The following is an 18,739-nucleotide window of genomic DNA, read 5'->3' on the forward strand; positions in this document are numbered from 1 at the left end:
CGGGTGACGCTTGTCGGGGGTGGGCCCGGGGCTGTCGATCTGCTGACTTTGCGGGCCTGGCGGGCGTTGCAGTCGGCCGACGTCGTGGTTGCGGATCGGCTGGGGCCCGTCGAGATCCTCGCCGAGCTCCCGCCGCACGTCCGCGTGATCGACGTCGGCAAGGAGCCCGGCCGCCATCCCGTCCCGCAGGAACGCATCAACGAGCTGCTCGTGGAGCACGCCCTGGCGGGCTCTCACGTCGTGCGGCTCAAGGGAGGTGACCCGTTCGTGCTCGGTCGGGGCGGCGAGGAGGTCGTCGCGTGCGTGACGGCCGGGGTGCCGGTCGAGGTCGTGCCCGGGATCACGTCAGCCGTCGCCGTGCCCGGCCTGGCCGGGATCCCGCTCACCCACCGCGGGGTCACCACGGGGTTCCACGTCGTCTCGGGCCACTGCGCCCCGGGCGTGTCAGACCCGCAGGTCACCGGGGTGACCCGGACGTCTGACACATCGGGGCCACTGGATGCAGCCGCACTCTCCTGCGTGCGGGACGGCGCGGCTACTCTTGTAGTACTGATGGGGGTGCGGTCCCTCGGAGCGATCGTGGCGCAGTCCCTGGCCGCAGGCGCCGACCCCGCAACTCCCGTGGCGATAGTGGAGAACGGTTCCACGCCGGAGCAGCGCGTCACACGGGCGCGTCTCGAAGAGGCGGCCGACGTGGCAGCGGCCCGTGGTGTGCGGTCGCCCGCGGTCGTCGTCATCGGCCGCGTAGCAGCGGAAGGACTCCTGGAGGGATCACGTGAGCGACGTCTGGCAGGTGCCGGTGTCTGATGTCGCAGCGCCTGCTCACGCCCAGGCGACCCGCCCGGCGCTGGGCCAGGTCATGGCCGGCGCGACGGTCCTCGTCACGGCGGAGCGGCGGGCGGGCGAGCTCGCCGCCGCCCTTGAACGCCGCGGCGCCACCATCCGGCACGCCCCGGTGCTGAGCATGATCCCGCACGTCGACGACGAGACGCTCATCGCCGCGACGCGCGCCATCGTCACGGCCCCACCCGACGTCGTGGTGGTCACCACCGGGATCGGCTTCCGCGCCTGGATCGAGGCCGCCGACGCGCACGGCCTCGCGGGGCCGCTCCTGGACCTGCTGGCCAAGACCCGGATCGTCGCCCGAGGCCCCAAGGCTCGCGGCGCCATCCAGGCCGCCGGTCTGCAGGCCGACTGGGTGGCCGAGTCCGAGACGTCCGCCGAGGTGGCGGAAGTGCTGCTCAGCGAGGGTGTGCAGGGCATGCGCATCGCGATCCAGCACCACGGCGCCGGTGCCGACGGGCTGGACGAGGTGTTCGAGAAGGCCGGCGCGCAGGTCGCGAGCCTGGTGGTCTACCGCTGGGGCCCGGCGCCGGATCCGACGGCGGTGCGCGACTCGGCGCACGCCGTGGCGGACGGCGACATCGACGCCGTCGTCTTCACGTCCGCGCCCGGCGCCGAGGCCTGGATGCAGGCCGTCGAGGCGGAGGGCCTGATCGAGCGGGTACGCGCCCGGTTCGTCGACGGCGGGACGGTGGCGGCCGCCGTCGGGCCGGTGACGGCGAAGCCGCTGGAGAACCGGGGGATCGTGCCGCTGCAGCCCGAACGGGGCCGGCTCGGGGCGCTCGTCCGCGCGCTCGTGGGCCACTACGAGCACATCGACTCCGTCGCGCTCAACACTGTCGCCGGGGCGCTGGTGATCCGGTCGCGAGTGGCGGTGCTCGACGGGAAGGTGCTGCCCCTGTCGCCGACGGGCGTCGCAGTGCTGCGGCTGCTCGCGGCCGCCGAGGGCGACGTCGTGCCGCGCGAGGAGGTGCTCGCCGCGCTGCCGGGCGTCTCGCAGGACACGCACGCCGCGGAGGTCGCCATCGCGCGGCTGCGCGAGGCGGCGGGGCGACGCGACCTGATCCGCACGGTGGTGAAGCGGGGCTATCGCATCGAGCTGGCGTGAGCCCGTGGGGATCAGTCCGCCAGCTTGAACGCCAGCTCCGTGTCCCACGCCGCCATGTCGGGCTGCTCGGCCGGGTCCGTCAGATAGAACTCGAACCGGCCCGCCCAGGCATCCCCGGCGTCGTTGTCGTGCCGGTCGAACGCGAGCCCCTCGGCGGCGGCCCACCTCAGGAGCTCGCTGGTCGCGTCGGCCAGCTCGTCGGGGTGCCCGCGGTGGACGGTCGTCACGTACCGCCCGGCCGGGATAGTGCTCATGGTGACGTCGCCCGCGGAGGCGAGCGTGACGTCGTCGGGCACGGGGAAGCCGACCTCGACGACGAGCTCCGCCGCCATGTCGATCACGTGGTAGCGGAAGAACGGCGGGCCGGCGGGGCGGGTGCCGCGCTCGGCGAGCCAGCCGGCGAGCTCGGGGATGCGGTCCGCGACCTTCGCGAACTCCGTCATCGTGATGGCCTCGGTGATGCCGACGGTGGGTGTTTCGGGGCGTGTCTCGACGCGGTAGTGGCTCATGCCGGGGTGGACAGTCCGAGCCCGCGGAACTCATCGGATTCCGCCCGGTCCCAGGTACCAGGGCGGCCGGGTCCGACCGGAATGCGAGTAGGTTCCGGCAAACTTCTCTCGCCGCCGGAAGCATCGTTCTTCCCTCCCGGCCCGTCAGGGAGCATGAGCAGGGAGAGGAGGCGTCTTCAGATGGCGCAATGGGAGGTCGAGCTCACGGAGCTCGCAGCGGGACGTGGCAGGGCGCTGGTCGGGTACGCGTACTCGTTGTGCCGCGACCGGACGCAGGCGGAGGACCTGGTGCAGGACGCTCTGGTGAAGGTGTTCTCGCGCCTGCGCCGCCTGCCCGGGACGGCCGACGGCGGGCGGCAGGTCGTCGACCTGGACCAGCCCCGGCTGACGAACATGGAGGCGTACGTCCGGCGCGCGATCCTGACGATCTATCTGGACAGCTACCGGCGGCAGACCAGCTGGGCCGGCTTCAAGCACCTCCTGGCCGACGACGACTGGTCGCCCGGGGCGGACCGGGTAGCCACCGCACGGGTGGACGTCGGGGCCGCACTGGCCCAGCTCTCCCCGCGGCAGCGCGAGGCCGTGATGCTGCGGTTCTTCGAGGACATGACGGTGCCGCAGATCGCGGCGACCCTGGGGACCAGGCCCGGCACGATCAAGCGGTACCTCTCGAACGCGATCGAGCTGCTGCGCGCCGCGCTCGCGGAGATCGCGACGCCCGAGATGGAGACCTCGCTCGACGAGCGCCTGGACGCGGTGACGGGTGCGGTACGTCGCCGTCGGACGGCGAAGGTGGGCGCCGTCGCCGGCGTGTCGATGGTGCTGGCCGTGGCGCTCGCGTGGGGCGCGTTCACGGTGAAGCCGCTGCTCCGGTCGGAGCCATTGCCCGCGGAGGAGCGGGTCGAGTACACGCCAGGGTACGTGCCGGCCACGTGGCCCCGTGACGAGGGCGTCTACTGCGGCATGCCCGTCGAGGAGCTGCTGGCGATGGACACAGGTGTGCTGGACGTCGCGATCAGCGGCGAACTCAAGCCTGTCGCCACGGGGGAGGTCACGAGCTGGAGCCTGCCGGTCACCATCTCCGGGACCTTGTCGGACGCCATGGAGGAGACCGCCAAGGGGCCAGCGCCCTACATGACCTTCCCGTTGATCGTCTGGGTCCATGAGGGCAGAGTCGTCGACCTCCCCACCTACTGGGCGGAGCACGCCAACGACGAGACCCTCCGGGCGCTGAGCGATTACGGGACCTGGAGCGGGCCTGCCTACGCCGGGAGCTCGTCGTCCTGCCGTGCGGACACGCTCGTGGACGACGAGTTCCCCCAATACGAGAACGAACGAGCCGGTGGTCGGTACGAGCTGATCGTGATCGTCGCCGACCTCGAGGACCCCGATCCGGAGAACGCACCGCGCGGTCTCCTGGTCAGCGACCCGATCACCGTCGACCTGGGGAGCGGCGTGCCCAGACTCTGATCATCACCATCATCGTTCTGCACTCCCCACCCGTCAGGGAACATGAGAGGGAGAGGGGACGTCGGACATGGCGCACTGGGAGACGGAGCTCACGGAGCTCGTGGGGCGGCGCAGCGGTGCCCTGGTCGGGTACGCGTACTCGCTGACTCGGGACAAGCCGCAGGCGGAGGACCTGGTGCAGGACGCGCTGGTGAAGGTCTACTCGCGCCTGCGCCGTCCGCCTGAGATGGGCAACGGCGGGCGGCAGGTCGTCGACCTGGACCGTCCCCAGCTGACCAATGTGGAGGCATACGTGCGCCGGGCGATCCTGACGATCTTTCTCGACGGGTACCGGCGGCAGAACAGCTGGTCCGGTCTCAAGCACCTCCTGGCCGACGACGACCGCTCGCCCGGCGCGGACCGCGTCGCGACGGCCCGCGTCGACGTCGGTGCGGCCCTCGCAAGGCTGTCCCCGCGGCAGCGCGAGGTGGTGGTGCTGCGGTTCTTCGAGGACATGACGGTGCCGCAGATCGCCGCGGCCCTGGGGACGAGGCCGGGCACGATCAAGCGGCACCTCTCGAACGCGACGGAACTGTTGCGTGCCTCGCTCGCCGAGGTCGCCACGCCGGACGTCGACACCAACCTGGACCAGCGGCTGGCCGCGGTGACGGGTGCGGTGCGCCGCCGTCGGGCCGTGAAGGTCGGTGCCGTGGCGGGAGTGTCGATGGTGCTCGCGGGCCTGTTGGCCGTCGCGGCGTGGTGGGGGCCTTCGCGGCTGCTGTCGGAGCCGGTGCCGCCGGCGACCCCGAGTCCGGACGCCGCGGCGGTCGGTGGGGGTTGGGCGCCGATGGGTTGGGAAGGTCTGGGCGAGCAGTTCCGCTGTGGCATGGAGGTGACGGACCTGGTGTCGTCGTCGGACGCCGTGCGCGTGGAGCTCACCGGCGACGCCGAGCTGGTGGACGGGGACGAGTTCCGGGACCACGCCTTCCTGGAGGCGCCCATCCGGATCACCAGGACCGACACCGAGGGCCTGTCTATCGACGGCCGGTTCCCCGAGCTGGTGTTCGCGCAGAACGGCCTGGTGGTCGATATCGGCGGTGGCTGGAACGAGGGCGGCGGGCACGTCCTGCCCGACGCCGGCAAGTCGGCGGACGACGTCGCCGAGGCGGGCGCCACCACCGCCTGCGGCGCTTGGACGACCGATGGCATGACGGGTTTCGAGCAGTACCGGGACGCGCGCCCGGCGGGCACCTACGACGTGTACGCAGTGCTGCCATGGGCTTCCTATGACGAACCAGCGGGCCAGTCGGGCATGAGCGGCATCGCCGTCAGCGAGCCGGTCACCATGGAGATCCCCGCGATCGAGGTGCCGGACGAGGTGCCGCTGACCGTCGAAATCCGCGATGGCTACCAGCCGCCGTGGCTCGAAGGCACGAGCCTGGCCTGCGGGGCTTACGCTTCCGAGATCCCGGGCGGCCCGCAGAAGCCCTCTGAGCGGTCCGGCCTGACGGTCGGCGTCGAGACCGCCGCCGACCGGGAGACCGTCCCGTTCTCCGAGGTGACGGTCACTTTCACGGAGACCGAAGGCGGGGCCGTCGACACGACCCGCACGCCGATCACCCTGGTCTGGCTCAGCGCGGGTCGGGTGGTCGGGGTCGGCAGCGACGTCTGGTCCCAGCCGGCGTGGGGCCTGCAGCTCGGCGCGAAGAGCAAGACGTCTGTCGTCGTGCCGATCGAACCCGACCGGACGTGCCTCGAGAGCCCGGACGCCGGGATGCCCGCCGGGGGCTACCAGCTGTATGCCCTCACGGAGCTCGACCCCGGCTCGGGTGGCGAGCGGCAGTTCATGTCCGCGCGCACAGGGTCCGAGTACATCGTCGAGGAATGAAGTCGGGCGAACTTTCTGTCACCATCATCGTTCTCCCTCCCCCACCCGTCAGGGAACATGAGAGGGAGAGGGGACGTCGGACATGGCGCACTGGGAGACGGAGCTCACGGAGCTCGTGAGGCGGCGCAGCGGTGCGTTGGTCGGGTACGCGTACTCGCTGACGCGCGACAAACCGCAGGCGGAGGACCTGGTGCAGGACGCGCTGGTCAAGGTCTACTCGCGCCTGCGCCGTCCGCCCGAGATGGGCAACGGCGGGCCGCAGGTCGTCAACCTTGACCAGCCCCAGATGACGAACGCCGAGGCGTACGTCAAGCGGGCGATCCTGACGATCTACCTGGACGCGTGCCGGCGCGGAAACCACTGGTCAGGCATCAAGCACCTCCTGGCCGACGACGCGCACGTGCCTGGGGCGGAGCAGGTTGTGACTACGCAGGTCGACGTCGGTGTCGCGTTGAGGCAGCTCTCCCCTCGGCAGCGCGAGGCGGTGCTGCTCCGCTTCTTCGAGGACATGACGGTGCCGCAGATCGCCGCGGCCCTGGGGACGAGGCCGGGCACGATCAAACGACACCTCTTCAACGCGCTGGAGGTGCTGCGCGGCGCGCTCGCGCACGTCCCGGCGCCGGAGGTGGACACGAACCTGGACCAGCGGCTGGATGCGGTGGCGGGTGCGGTGCGCCGCCGTCGGGCCGTGAAGGTCGGTGCCGTGGCGGGAGTGTCGATGGTGCTCGCGGGCCTGTTGGCCGTCGCGGCGTGGTGGGGGCCTTCGCGGCTGCTGTCGGAGCCGGTGCCGCCGGCGACCCCGAGTCCGGATGCCTCGACTGCGGCGGTCGGCGGCTGGGTGCCATCCGGGTGGCCGGAGGTGGAAGGGCCGTTTCACTGTGGCATGGAGGTGACGGCCCTGACGTCGACGTCCGACACCGTAGGCCTGGAGCTGAGCGGCAACGCCGAGGTCGTGGGGGAGGGCGAGGACGCCCACCTGGCGGCGCCGGTCCGGATCACCCGGGTCGACCAGGTCGGCTCGGACCTCAGCGGCGTACCTCCCCAGCTGGTCTTCGCGCGCGACGGCCGGGTGGTGGATATCGGGCCGGGCTGGCTCGAAGGCCAGTATTCGCTGCCTGACGCCGGTGAGTCCGCCACTGACGTAGCCCAGGCAGACTCCGCCACTGCGTGCGGGAGGTGGACAACCGACGGTACTCCGAACGTGCAGGAGTACCTGGACCAGCGTCCAGCCGGCACCTACGACGTATACGCCGTGCTGTGGTGGAGCGACGGAGACGGAGGCATCGACGGTTATGCGGTCAGCGAGCCCGTCACCATGGACGTCCCGGCGGTCGAGCTGCCGGACGAGGAGCCGCTCGACGTCGACGTCCGAGAGGGCTACCAGCCGCCGTGGCTGAAAGGAACGAGCTTGGCGTGCGGGGACTACGCGTCGGACATCCCGGGCAGGTCGTACTTCACCTGGGGCCCGGACTCGCTGACGACGGCGACCTCGAAAAAGATTGTGACGATGACATTCGATACGGCTGAGGGCCAGGCAATAAACACGACACGCACCTCGGTCGCGCTGGTCTGGCTCAGGGACGGCCGGGTTGTCTCCGTCGGTTCCGACGTCGCGTCCCAGCCGACGGAACGCTTTCGGGTCGACGAAAAGGGCGGCACGCCCATCGTCGTTCCGCGCGCGGAACCTGACCTGACCTGTCTGGAAGATCCAGCCGCGGGGATGCCCTCAGGAAGATACGAGGTGTACGCGCTGATGGAGATCGACCCCGGCTCGGCAGACGAGCGTCGCTTCATCTCGACGAGCATCTGGCAGGGGCTCTCGTACGAATCCCGAGGCTGATACAGCAGACCAACGAAACCTCCCCGGTGCGCGTCATGGTGGTTGTGGAGACGATGACAGCACTCGCGCACCGGGGAGGTGGCCATGGCGGTATGGGAGAACGAGCTCGATGAGCTCATGAGGACGCGCGGAAGCGCCCTCGTCCGCTATGCCTACATGCTCTCCGGGGACCGCGCGCTCGCCGAGGACCTGGTCCAGGACGCACTGGTCAAGGTCTACTCGCGGCTACGCGGGGCACCAGGCAAGGGCAGGTCCGTCGGCGTGGCCGCCGGCAGCCAGGCGCACGACCTGGAGTCAGCGACCGAGTCCCCGTTCACCAACGCGGAGGGTTACGTGCGTCGCGCCGTCCTCACCATCTACCTGGACGGATACCGCAAGCGCCAGCGCTGGTCCGGGGTCAAGCACCTGCTCAGCGACGACCCCAGCACGCGCGGCGCCGACCAGGCCGCGGCTGCCCGCGTCGACGTGATGGCGGCGCTGGCCAAGCTCGGCGCTCGCGAACGGGCCTGCGTCGTCCTGCGCTATTTCGAGGACATGACGGTGCCGCAGATCGCCGAGGCCCTCGGGACGGCCCAGGGCACGGTCAAGCGCTACCTGTCCGACGCCACCAAGAGCCTGCAGGAGATCCTGCGCCCCGATGACTTCCGACCTGCCGAAGGGAGGGCCGCCCGATGAGCCCCATCGACCGAAATGAAGGCTGGAACGACGAGAACGACTTCCTGAGCGGCGCGCTCCGTGGCGCCGCCGACGAGATGCCCGGTGCGGAGGTGGACGACCTGCATGTCTCATTCGGAGTGGTGCGTGACCGCGTGCGGCGCCGTCGCGCGGCCAAGATCGGCGGACTCGCCGGTGTGAGTCTGGTGCTGGTGGGCGGGATCGCCTTCGGCGCCACGCAGACGACACTGCTGGGCCAGGGCGACCCGGTGCCGCCGGGAACGTCCCAGAACGCGTACACGACGCCGGAGGTGTCGCCGAGCGGGTCCTCGAGCCAGTCCGCGACCGAGGTGCCGGAGCCGAGCCGGGCCGGGCCGCCCGCGACGAGTGTCATCCAGGACGGGTACCAGCCCTCGTGGATCCGGGACGTGGACGCCAGCCTGCAGTGCGGCATGCCCGTGGCGGACCTGGTGACGACAGCGGCTGGCTGGTCGGCGGCGTCGGTGGGGGACATCTACGCCCGGACCTCCGCGTTCGACGGTGAACCCTCGACCACGTGGGGCATGCCGGCGCACATCGCCGGGGGTGAGGGTTCGTTCGACGTGGCCCCGGTGCTGGTGTGGAGCCAGGATGGCGTGGTGGTGGACTTCGGGACGAACGTCTTCGAGGCGCCGGGTAAGACCGAGCCGCTGCTCGGTCCAGCCGTGATCGAGCCGGATCACGGAGGCGAAACGGTCGAAGCCCAGGGCGGTGCGTTCACGTCGTGTGCGCCGACCGCGACCGAGACCAGTGACACCTACGAGAGGCCGCTCCCGGAGGGTGACTACGAGGTGCGAGTGGTCGCCTTCCCGCAAACCGCCTCGGGTCAGTGGGCCACGGCGGTGAGCGACCCCGTCGCTGTCCGCCTCGACGCTGACGGCGCGCACACCGCAACCGGGACGCGCGGCGGCCCTGCGACGATCGAGCCTCCGGAGCCGGCCGAGGGCGAGCTCTCGCGGTTCGTGCTCGACCGCAGCACCGACTGGGTCACGGCGGAGCTGACGCAGCGCGGGTACGTGACGACCGGTACGCCGTCGGTCACCGCGGAGTGCGAGAGCACGGCCCCGGCGGACGTGGTGACCTACGAGGTGGTGCAGCCGTCCACCAACGAGGCGCTCGGGTCGGGCGAGGTTCCGTGCGACGGTTCCCCGTTCGAGTCGGATCCCGTGGTCGGCGGCGGCGAGGAGGCCGTGGACATCCGGCTGACGTCCGTCCCCGACGGCGTCGCGCGATTCTGGGCGGCCCTCGCCCCGACGTCCGACGGCGGGAACGCCTCCGCCGAGTGCTCGGCGAGCAATCTCGACATGCAGTACGCTCCGGCGAACTCGCCGAGCCCGAACGCCGGGACCACCGCCCAGGCCATCGTGAATGCTGCGAGCGCCTGCGACTCCGAGCGGATGATCCAGCTGGCGACCGACCACGGCACGGAGCTCATGTCCACCCTCCAGACCCCGGAGGAGGTCTTCGGCCTGCCGGAGAACGACACATTGCCGTACGAGACGCTGGTCCGGCTGCTGGCCGGCACCACCGGCGTCGTGAACGGTGGGGACCCGGGGAACGAGACGATCACGTGGCCGCGGGTCGATACCGAGGAATTCGCTGACTCGGACGACGCCTGGGCGGAGGTCGTGGACGCGGGCCTGCTCACGCAGGCGGAGGCCGACGCCCAGCGGGCGGACGGAACGTTCGGCTACACGGGGATGGTCATCGGCATCGACCAGTCCGGCACCTGGCGGTACTACAACGCCGCCAACCCCTGACTGAAAAAGTCCGGTCCACGTCCCAACGGTTCCTGTGCCCCGCTCGTATGTGTGTGAGAGCGGGGCACAGGGCCCGCCGGGCGAGGGGACGGACACGGTGGCCGGAGAACAGCTGGACCGAGGTGCGTGATGAGCACCCGCTGGGATGACGAGCTCACGGACCTCGTCACGAACAGAGGGCGCGCCCTGGTGGGTTACGGGTATGCGCTGACCGGTGACGTGCGCCGGGCGGAGGACCTGGTGCAGGACGCCCTGGTCCGCGTCTTCCGGCGGTTCCGCCGCCCGGAGGCGGCCGGCACCGAGGGCCACACCGAGTTTCCCCTGCACGACGGCGGGAGCCACGCCGGCATCGAGGCGTACGTGCGCCGGACGATGCTCAACCTCTACCTCGACGAGACGCGGCGGTTCGCGCTGTGGCGCAAGGCTCAGCCCAAGGTGGCGGTCGAGGACCGGGTGAAGGCGCCGGCGTCGGACATCACCGCCCGCGCCGACGTGACCGTCGCCCTGCGTGGGCTGAGCCCGCGCCAGCGGGCGTGCGTGGTGCTCCGTTTCTACGACGACCTGACCGTGCCCCAGATCGCCGCCACGCTCGGCATCGCCGAGGGCACCATCAAGCGACACCTGGCCGACGGGATCCGCGCCCTGCGTGGGGTGCTGGTGCCGGAAGGAGGCCTCCTGTGAACAGCCACGATGACCTTGGACCTGACGCCGATCTCGGTCCTGGCCGCGACGTCCTGCGGCAGACCATCGGCGCGCTGGTCGACGGCGCCACGCCCCCCGGCGTACCGAGCGTGCCCGAGGAGAACCTCGGCCTCCTGCGCCGCAGGGTCCGGACGTGGCGCATCGCCAAGGCCGGGGCCGTCGGGCTGAGCACGGCTGTTGTCGTCAGCGCGCTCGCCTTCAGTGCCGCGCAGGCCTCGACCTGGACCCGGTCGGAACCGCTGCCGGGGCGGCCCACGATCCACAGCACCGAGACGGGACCCGTACCGTCCGAGGTCCCGACGGCGCGCGTCTCGCCCAGCCCGACTGTGTCGGCGAGCCCGTCGCCCTCGCCGTCGCCGTCCAGCACGCCGGAGGCGACACCGTCGGGAGCCGCGTCCGTCGAACCGACACCGGAGGCGAGCACGTCGCCAGTGGCGGAGGAGGAACCGGTGAACGTGATCACCGCACCCTTCGACGACGGGTATCAGCCGTGGGGAGACGACTGGCCCGTGTGGTGCGGCATGCAGGACGAGGATCTGGTGTCGACGAGCCCCTCGCTGACGATCAAGATCATCGGGGAGTTGCACTACGGGCGTGGGGACGCCGCATCGATTCCGGTACAGATCATGGGAGAGATGCCGGGGTACGTCGCCCCCGGAACCTCTGGCAGCACGGAGACTATCGGGGACGCCCCACTGCTGGTCTGGTCGCAGGGCGGACGGGTGGTCGACCTCGGCCAGGCGTGGAGAGAGGCCAACTACGAGATCCCGGAGCGGCTCAACGAGGCGAGGCAGTGGGCAGGCGAGGCCTTCGCGCCGTCGTACAGCAGCTGTGTCGAGGCGGACAAGGAGGAGGGCGGCATGTTCTACGACAACGTTCGCGCGGCTGGGACCTACCAGGTGCGGGCCGTCGAGGCGCACAACATCGGCGACCCTGGGACCGACGGCGCCAGCGAGGACTACCTGGTGGTCAGCGACCCGGTCACCGTCACCATCCCCTGACGTGTCAGATGCTCAGGTCACTCCGCTGACCTGAGCATCTGACACGTAGCTGGCCAGGATCGCGTCGCTCCGGCGTCGGCCCCACCGGTCGAGGCGTTCCCGGCCCCAGCGCGAGCGGCCGAGAACGTGGTACCGCCAGAGGTTGAGCGGCAGCAGGTACGCGTGCGCCCACGGCAGGCGCAGCGGCAGCCCGAGCTCGCGCATGCTGCGCACCCCGAGGAACGCCGTCAGCATCGACAGCAGCCGCTCCCGCTCGAACCGCGCCCGCCACGGCTGCCACCAGGACGGGCCGGGATAGGTCCGGTCGGCCTGGGCGGCGACCACCGCCTGGGCGAGGCGCGGCCCGGCGTCCGAGACCCCGGCCTGCGCGAGCAGCACGTGGTAGTTGATGCGGTTTCGCGCCCACTCGTCGTCGACCAGGAAGTCGGGGTGCACGCCCATCAGGTGCCCCACCCACTTCCACAGGTGCATCAGCGCCCGGCTGTCCGACGGCGGGATGCGCGCCCCGAGCGTCCGGCACCCCAGGATCAGGGTGGCGTCGAACAGCCCGAGCGTCGCGGCCTGGTCGGCCTGGTTGATCGGGAGGCCCCAGCGTGCGGTGTCCCAGTGTCCGAACGACGCGCCGACCAGTGCGTGCATCGCCCGGACATGCACGGTGGCCCGCCACGCGGGGCCGTAGGGCCGGAGCGCCCCGGGCTCGGACAGACCGACCGTCCACTCCTGCGTCTCCGCGAGCCGGCGCACCGTGCCGCCGGTCAATGCGCCGGTCGCCGCGAGCAGGTCCGCCGGGCCGCCGAACCGGTAACCGCCGACCAGCGAGAGCTGGAGCAGCACGTCGCCGGCGTTCTGCCCGAGTCGCCGCAGCACGGCGGCGCCCTTCTCGACGAGGTCCCAGTCCACCCAGCCGGGCACGTCGGTGGCCTCGTCGAGAAAGCGTCGCAGTGCCTCGGGCGCATCCGCGCCGACTCGGGCCCCGTCCTGCGTCGCGTCCCCGCCGCCGTCGGCCAGCGCCTCCCGGAGCCGCCGGTGGGTCACGCGCCCTGGCGTCCCCGCAGGCAGTCGCATCGCTGCCGCGAGCGCCGCCCCGGCGTCGTCCGCCTCGAAGAAGGCGCGGCCGATCCGGTCCATGAGGGCCTCGTCCACGCCGCGCACCCGCCCGAGCAGGCGCAGCGGCCGGCCGATCCGCGCCCCGCGGGCCTCGGCGGCGCGGAACCGGAGGGGGTACGTCGGCGCGGCGGGCTGCCCGACGTCGTTCGCTGTATCCCCATGCACCATGCCCCCATCCTGACCCGCGACTGCCCTGCGCCAGAAGCGCCCCAAGTAGATGGTGTGGCTGGCCGCGGTGCTGACTCTGTTCAGCAGGCTTGGAAGAGCCATAACCCACCCGATAACGGCTGCCTGACGCCTGCTGAACGAAAGTCAGCCCCGGCCGCCAAGGCACCGGCGGGCGCCACCCTGGTTGGGCTCCATGCGCAGCAGCGTAGGGCAGCATGAACAAGCTTCGGCAGGGGTCGTGCGGGATCGGATGCGAAACGCCCCAACCTTTCTGGGGGTTGGTTCGTCGGGACGTTCAAGTTGGCAGGAAGGAGCCGGCAATGGGCTGGCACGAAGACCTGGAGACGCTCGTCGCGCAACGCGGCAGCGTGCTCGTGGGGTACGCGTACACGCTCTGTGGCGACGTCCGGCAGGCCGAGGACCTGGTGCAGGAGGCACTGGTCAAGTACTGCTCCCGCCTGGTGCGTCCGGGCGGGCGGCGCGGTCAGGCGACGTTGGGCGTGTACCAGCTGCCACTGGACGAGAACGCGCGGGACGGCGCCGCGCACGCACCGGTGGAGTTCGCGGAGGCGTACGTGCGCCGCATGGTCCTGAACCTGTATCTGGACGGCTGGCGCCGCAAGAAGAAGTGGGCGGTCATCGAGCCCAGGGTTGCCACGGACGACCGGGTGCGCTTTCCCGACTCGGGCATCACGGCCCGCGCGGACGTGGTGCTCGCGCTCGCCCGGCTCACACCCCGGCAGCGTGCGTGCGTGGTGCTGCGCTACTTCGAGGACATGACCATCGAGCAGGTGGCGGAGACGCTCGGGAACGCCCCGGGCACCGTCAAGCGGCATCTGCACGACGCGCTGCGCGTCCTGCGGGACGTACTGGAACCGGCCGGAGCGGCCACAGCAGAAGGAGTTTTGCGATGAACCAGCACGACCACAGCCCGGGCCAGGACCACGGCTGGGTGGACCCGGCGGAGGCCGGTCTCCTGAAGCAGACCTTCAGCGCGATGGCCGGCGGGGTCGACCCCGCGTCGCCCACGGGGCCGGCCGCGGCGATGACAGTGATGAGCAGGCGGGTGCGGCGGCGTCGGACGGCGAAGCTGGGCGGGCTCGGCGGCGGAGCACTCGCCCTTGCGGGCGCCATGGTGCTCGGGGCAGCGCAGCTCGCTCCGCCGCAGCAGTCCGAGCTGCTGCCGGGCGCGTCGTCGCCCGCGCCGGACTTCCAGCTCCAGGACGGCTACCAGCCGCCCTGGCTCGACTGGAGCGACCTGACGTGTGGCATGCCCGTTGACGACCTGAAGTCCACGGCGCCGGGCTGGTCGGTGGCGTCGGCCGGTGACATCTACGCGCGGACGGCGGACCTCGGGGGCAGGGTCTCGACGTCGTGGGGCATGGCGTCGACTCTGCAGGACGGCGAGGGCACGCTGGGTGTCGCGCCAGTCCTGGTGTGGAGCAAGGACGGCGTGGTGCAGGACCTGGGCCCGAACGTCTTCGGTGCAGCGGGCGAGCAGGCGGAGCCGCTCCTGGGCGGCGCCCCGGGCGCCGTCGCGGCCACGGGTGGCTCGGCGTCGACGTGCTCGCCGATGTCGACCGATATCGACCCGGTCTATGAGGCGCCGCTGCCCGAGGGGGACTACGAGGTCCGGGTGGTCGCCTTCCCGGAGGTCGCTCCGGGCCAGCGGGCCACGGCGGTGAGCGAGCCGGTGCTGGTTCGGGTCAACGCCGACGCCCCGCACAGCAGCCTGAGCCCGGGCGCGGCACAGGGCGACTCCACCGTCGAGTTCCCGAAGCCCGTCGAGGGCCAGATCGCGCGGTTCGAGCTGGACCGCACCGCGGACTGGATCAGGGCCGAGATGACCCAGAGCGGCTACCCGTCGGACACCGACCTGAGGGTGCACGGTCAGTGTGCGGGCGGAGACCCGGAGGCGTTGCTTCCGATCGAGCTGGTCGTGCCGTCCACCGGGAAGGTGGTCGGGTCCACCCAGATCTCGTGCGACGGAGACGAGGCCGGGGACGAGGTCGGGCCCCTGGCAGCAGCCGACGGGGAGGCCATCGACATCCGGCTGCCGCACGTGCCCGACGGCGTCGCGCGGCTCTGGGTGTCCCTCGAGCCGGCCACGCCCGTCGGCGGAGACGCCGGGCCCGAGTGCTCATCGACCGGCTTCGAGCCGAAGTTCGTTCCGGGGAACTCGGTGACCGGGAGCACCGCGGCGACGGCCGGGTCCATCGTGATCGCGGCGATGGACTGCGACTCCGACGCGCTGATCGCGCTGACCGAGGAGTCGGGGACGGAGCTCCTGTCCGGCGCCGAGACCCCGGAGGAGACCTTCGCCCTGCCCGAGTCCGGCACGGAGCACTACCGGACGCTCGCGGCGCTGCTGACCGACACCGCCGCAGCGATCGTCGACGAGGACACGGCTGACGCGACCGTCGTCTGGCCGCGGGTCGCGACCGAGGAGTTCGCCGACTCGGACGAGGCGTGGCAGGAGGTGGTGGACGCGGGCCTGCTCACGGCCGAGGAAGCTGACGCCCAGCGGCCGGACGGCTACCAGGGCATGCGGGTCGGCATGAACATGGCGGGTGACTGGCTGTACTACTCCGCCGGCGACTGATCCCCACGACGAGTCCGCGAGGTAGATCCGCGAAGTAGAGCGCCTGTCCGAGTCTCCCGGTGATACAGGGGAGACTCGGACAGGCGCTCTACCTCGCGGACCCGTGACCCTTCCGTACAACGTTCGGCAAGAGTCGTTCGTCTGGGCTTGTAGGGATGGCTGGAAGGGGCCTGAGATGAGCTGGAGCGACGACCTGGAGCGGCTCGCGACAGAGCGCGGCACCGCGCTGGTCGGATATGCGTACGTGCTCTGCGGCGATGTCCGCCAGGCCGAGGACCTCGTCCAGGACGCACTGGTCAAGGTCTATTCGCGGCTGCGGCCGCCGGGGAAACCTGTGGAGGGCGCGCGTCCGGCGTCGGGCATGCGGACGATCCTGCTGGACGGACGGGGGGCCACTCACACCGAGGCGTACGTGCGCCGCACGGTCCTCAACCTGTACCTGGACGGCTGGCGGCGACAGCGTAAGTGGGCGCAGATCGAGCCGGTGGTCGCGACGAGCGACTGGGTGCGGTCGCCCGAGTCGGGCATCACGGCGCGAGCCGACGTCGTCCACGCGCTGACGCGGCTCACCCCGCGGCAACGCTCCTGCGTGGTGCTGCGGTACTTCGAGGACATGACGATCCCGCAGGTGGCCGAGACCATCGGCGTCGCGCCCGGCACGGTCAAGCGGTACTTGTCCGATGCCCTGCACGCCATGCGCGACGTGCTTCAGCCCGACGGCGCGCCGGGTACGGCTATCGATTCCGGAAGGGGCACGCGATGAACCGCGACGTGGACGACGGGTGGACCGACCCGGAGGGCGCCGACCTGCTCAGCGAGACGATGGCCGCCATGTACCAGGGTGTCCCGGCCGACTCCCCGACCGGCCCCGCGGCCGTGGTGGGCGTCATGCAGCGGCGAGCCCGACGGCGTCGGACGGCCAAGCGGACCGCGCTCGGCGCTGGGTCGCTCACCGTGGCGGGAGCTCTCGCGTTCGGCGCGGGCAGCCTGCTCGGCTGGCCGACGGCGGATCCGCCGCCACCTCCCGGCCAGTCATCGAGCGCGTCGCCGAGCGTGTCGGCGAGCCCGGAGCCGACGTCGGCCCTGGAGCTGATCCAGGACGGGTTCCGCCCGCGGTCCTGGGGGGTGGGCGACATCACCTGCGGTATGCCCGCGGCCGAGCTCGCGAGCACCGACGAGGGATTCCGGTTCGAGGTCGCGGGCGAGGTGACCGACGACGGCGACGAGATGTCGGTGCCGTTCCGGCTCACGCCCACATCAGGCGACCCGAGCACCGAGTGGTACGGCTCGACCCTGGTATGGATCCACGACGGGACGGTGGTGGACGTCCCGCGCGATTTCCGGGAGGGTGTCGCGGAACCCTCCGTGCGGAGCAACGGCGGCCCGGTCGAGTTCCCGGTGACCGTCTTCGCCTCGAACTCGATGTGCGCACCCGAACCGGTGCCGGACGATTTCGCCTTCACCGGTGATGTCCCGTTCTGGGACGAGGACATCTTTCCGCACCGGCTCCCCCCGGGTGACTACGACGTCGTCGTCCTGATCCAGGAGTACAACGCCGGCGAGAACGACCCCTACGTGCTCAGCGATCCCGTGCCGGTCACCATCACGGAGGACCAGCAAGTGGTGCGCAGGTCGGCCGGCTGACCCGAGAGGCGGCTACATAATGGGGCGGTGATCGCCCAGACGCCTCCCGCCCAGCTCCCCGCCGTCCCCGACGCCGCCCGCGCCCACGTCCAGGATCTCGGCACCTTCGTCACGGCGTCGCCGTCGTCCTACCACGCGGCCGTGGAGGTGGCCAGGCGCGCGGAGGGGGCGGGCTTCACCCGCCTCGCGGAGGACGCCGCCTGGCACGTGACCCCGGGCGGGCGCTACGTCGTGGTCCGCGACGGCTCGGTCATCGCCTTCACGGTGCCCGACGCCGCGGGTCCCGCGACCGGGTTCACCATCCTGGGCGCCCACACCGACTCCCCGGGCTTCAAGCTCAAGCCCAAGCCGACCACCCGCGGCGCGGGTGGCTGGTGGCAGGCGGGCGTCGAGGTGTACGGCGGGCCGTTGCTCAACTCCTGGCTCGACCGCGAGCTGGAGCTGGCCGGCCGGATCGTCACCCTCGACGGCACCGAGCACCTCGTGCGCACCGGACCGCTGCTGCGCATCCCGCAGCTCGCCATCCACCTGGACCGCGGCGTCAACGACAACGGGCTCACCCTCGACAAGCAGCGGCACACCCAGCCCGTCTGGGGCCTCGGCGACGCGGAGAGCGCCGACGTCCTGGCGGCGCTCGCGGCCGACGCCGGTGTCGACCCCGCGACGATCGGCGGGTACGACGTGGTCCTGGCCGACACGCAGCCCGGCCGGGCCTTCGGCGCCGGCCAGGCGCTGTTCGCGTCGGCCCGGCTGGACAACCTGCTCTCCACGCATGCCGGGCTGACGGCGCTCCTCGGCAGGGCTGCGTCGACCGCCGGCGGCCCGACCAGCGGCGGCCCGACGAACGGCGGCCCGACGAACGGAGGAGCCTCGATCGAGATGCTCGCCGCCTTCGACCACGAGGAGATCGGCAGCGCCTCCCGCTCGGGCGCGGCGGGACCGTTCCTCGAGGAGGTGCTGGTCCGCATCTCGACGGCGCTGGGCGCGACCGCCGAGCAGCGGGCACAGGCGTACGCGGCGTCGCTGCACGTGTCGTCCGACGTCGGGCACGCGGTGCACCCGAACTATGCCGAGCGGCACGACCCGGCCAACCACCCGGTGGCCGGCGGGGGCCCGATCCTGAAGATCAACGCGAACCAGCGCTACGCGACGGACGCGCACGGCGCGGCGGCCTGGGCCGTGGCCTGCGCGACGGCCGGGGTGCCCACCCAGGAGTTCGTCTCCAACAACGTGCTGCCGTGCGGCTCGACGATCGGACCGATCTCGGCGGCGCGGCTCGGCATTCGCACTGTCGACGTCGGAGTGCCAATTTTGTCGATGCACTCGGCGCGCGAGCTCACCGCCGTCGTCGACCCGTGGTACCTGGCGCGGGCGATGGGAGCCGTGCTGGCCCGCTGAACCGGCGATTCCTCCTGGAACGAGGCG

The 18,739-nt window shown here is 71.6% G+C and carries 16 protein-coding genes; 14 read left to right on the top strand and 2 right to left on the bottom strand.

All coding sequences use genetic code 11. From position 1 onward, the window contains the following. Positions 1-3: 3 nt before the first annotated feature. Together cobA and EW117_RS01675 are read left to right on the top strand one after the other, a co-directional pair. Entirely contained in the window at positions 4-807 is an 804-nt protein-coding gene (gene cobA / locus EW117_RS01670; protein WP_242504014.1) for a uroporphyrinogen-III C-methyltransferase, read from the top strand. Between the two features lie 52 nt (positions 808-859). Next, on the top strand, positions 860-1,951 hold the full coding sequence (locus EW117_RS01675; protein WP_165362410.1) for a uroporphyrinogen-III synthase: 1,092 nt from the start codon (positions 860-862) through the stop codon (positions 1,949-1,951). 11 nt (positions 1,952-1,962) lie between these two features. Here EW117_RS01675 and EW117_RS01680 read toward each other — a convergent pair whose 3' ends face one another. After that, positions 1,963-2,460 (bottom strand): GyrI-like domain-containing protein, encoded by a 498-nt coding sequence (locus EW117_RS01680; RefSeq protein WP_129782973.1) that lies wholly within the window; start codon positions 2,458-2,460, stop codon positions 1,963-1,965. Positions 2,461-2,640: 180 nt separating this feature from the next. Between EW117_RS01680 and EW117_RS01685 the strand changes: the two genes are divergently transcribed. The 7 genes from EW117_RS01685 to EW117_RS01715 all read left to right on the top strand — a co-directional run bounded on the left by EW117_RS01685 (position 2,641) and on the right by EW117_RS01715 (position 11,793). Next, on the top strand, positions 2,641-3,930 hold the full coding sequence (locus EW117_RS01685; protein WP_129782975.1) for an RNA polymerase sigma factor: 1,290 nt from the start codon (positions 2,641-2,643) through the stop codon (positions 3,928-3,930). Positions 3,931-3,997: 67 nt separating this feature from the next. Then, positions 3,998-5,797, top strand: coding sequence for a SigE family RNA polymerase sigma factor (locus EW117_RS01690; RefSeq protein ID WP_129782977.1), 1,800 nt, complete (start codon positions 3,998-4,000; stop codon positions 5,795-5,797). 82 nt (positions 5,798-5,879) lie between these two features. Then, positions 5,880-7,637 (top strand): RNA polymerase sigma factor, encoded by a 1,758-nt coding sequence (locus EW117_RS30445; protein ID WP_129782979.1) that lies wholly within the window; start codon positions 5,880-5,882, stop codon positions 7,635-7,637. A gap of 84 nt (positions 7,638-7,721) precedes the next feature. Then, the gene (locus EW117_RS01700; RefSeq protein ID WP_129782981.1) at positions 7,722-8,312 is read left to right on the top strand and encodes a sigma-70 family RNA polymerase sigma factor; all 591 of its coding nucleotides are present in this window, start codon (positions 7,722-7,724) and stop codon (positions 8,310-8,312) included. Continuing rightward, positions 8,309-10,090 (top strand): hypothetical protein, encoded by a 1,782-nt coding sequence (locus EW117_RS01705; RefSeq protein WP_129782983.1) that lies wholly within the window; start codon positions 8,309-8,311, stop codon positions 10,088-10,090. The genes EW117_RS01700 and EW117_RS01705 overlap by 4 nt, the downstream gene beginning before the upstream one ends. A 129-nt stretch (positions 10,091-10,219) precedes the next feature. Beyond that, entirely contained in the window at positions 10,220-10,771 is a 552-nt protein-coding gene (locus EW117_RS01710) for a sigma-70 family RNA polymerase sigma factor (RefSeq protein WP_129782985.1), read from the top strand. Further along, positions 10,768-11,793 (top strand): hypothetical protein, encoded by a 1,026-nt coding sequence (locus tag EW117_RS01715; protein WP_129782987.1) that lies wholly within the window; start codon positions 10,768-10,770, stop codon positions 11,791-11,793. The genes EW117_RS01710 and EW117_RS01715 overlap by 4 nt, the downstream gene beginning before the upstream one ends. A 12-nt stretch (positions 11,794-11,805) precedes the next feature. Here the strand turns inward: EW117_RS01715 and EW117_RS01720 are convergent, their stop codons facing one another. After that, the gene (locus EW117_RS01720; RefSeq protein ID WP_129782989.1) at positions 11,806-13,068 is read right to left on the bottom strand and encodes an oxygenase MpaB family protein; all 1,263 of its coding nucleotides are present in this window, start codon (positions 13,066-13,068) and stop codon (positions 11,806-11,808) included. Between the two features lie 320 nt (positions 13,069-13,388). On the opposite strand from EW117_RS01720, the gene EW117_RS01725 reads away from it, so the two are divergent. From EW117_RS01725 to EW117_RS01745, 5 genes are all read left to right on the top strand, one after another. Beyond that, on the top strand, positions 13,389-13,982 hold the full coding sequence (locus EW117_RS01725) for a sigma-70 family RNA polymerase sigma factor (protein WP_129782991.1): 594 nt from the start codon (positions 13,389-13,391) through the stop codon (positions 13,980-13,982). After that, a complete protein-coding gene (locus tag EW117_RS01730) occupies positions 13,979-15,670 on the top strand; it encodes a hypothetical protein (RefSeq protein WP_129782993.1) in 1,692 nt (563 codons plus the stop codon). Before EW117_RS01725 ends, EW117_RS01730 begins: the two co-directional genes overlap by 4 nt. A 175-nt stretch (positions 15,671-15,845) precedes the next feature. Then, positions 15,846-16,433 (top strand): SigE family RNA polymerase sigma factor, encoded by a 588-nt coding sequence (locus EW117_RS01735; RefSeq protein ID WP_129782995.1) that lies wholly within the window; start codon positions 15,846-15,848, stop codon positions 16,431-16,433. Next, positions 16,430-17,314: a hypothetical protein gene (locus EW117_RS01740; protein WP_129782997.1), complete on the top strand. Its 885-nt coding sequence runs from the start codon at positions 16,430-16,432 to the stop codon at positions 17,312-17,314. The genes EW117_RS01735 and EW117_RS01740 overlap by 4 nt, the downstream gene beginning before the upstream one ends. A gap of 27 nt (positions 17,315-17,341) precedes the next feature. Continuing rightward, the gene (locus tag EW117_RS01745; RefSeq protein ID WP_242504015.1) at positions 17,342-18,712 is read left to right on the top strand and encodes a M18 family aminopeptidase; all 1,371 of its coding nucleotides are present in this window, start codon (positions 17,342-17,344) and stop codon (positions 18,710-18,712) included. Positions 18,713-18,739 lie beyond the last annotated feature (27 nt).

The sequence above is a fragment of the Promicromonospora panici genome (genome assembly GCF_900608595.1).
GTDB classification, from domain to species: Bacteria; Actinomycetota; Actinomycetes; order Actinomycetales; family Cellulomonadaceae; genus Promicromonospora; species Promicromonospora panici.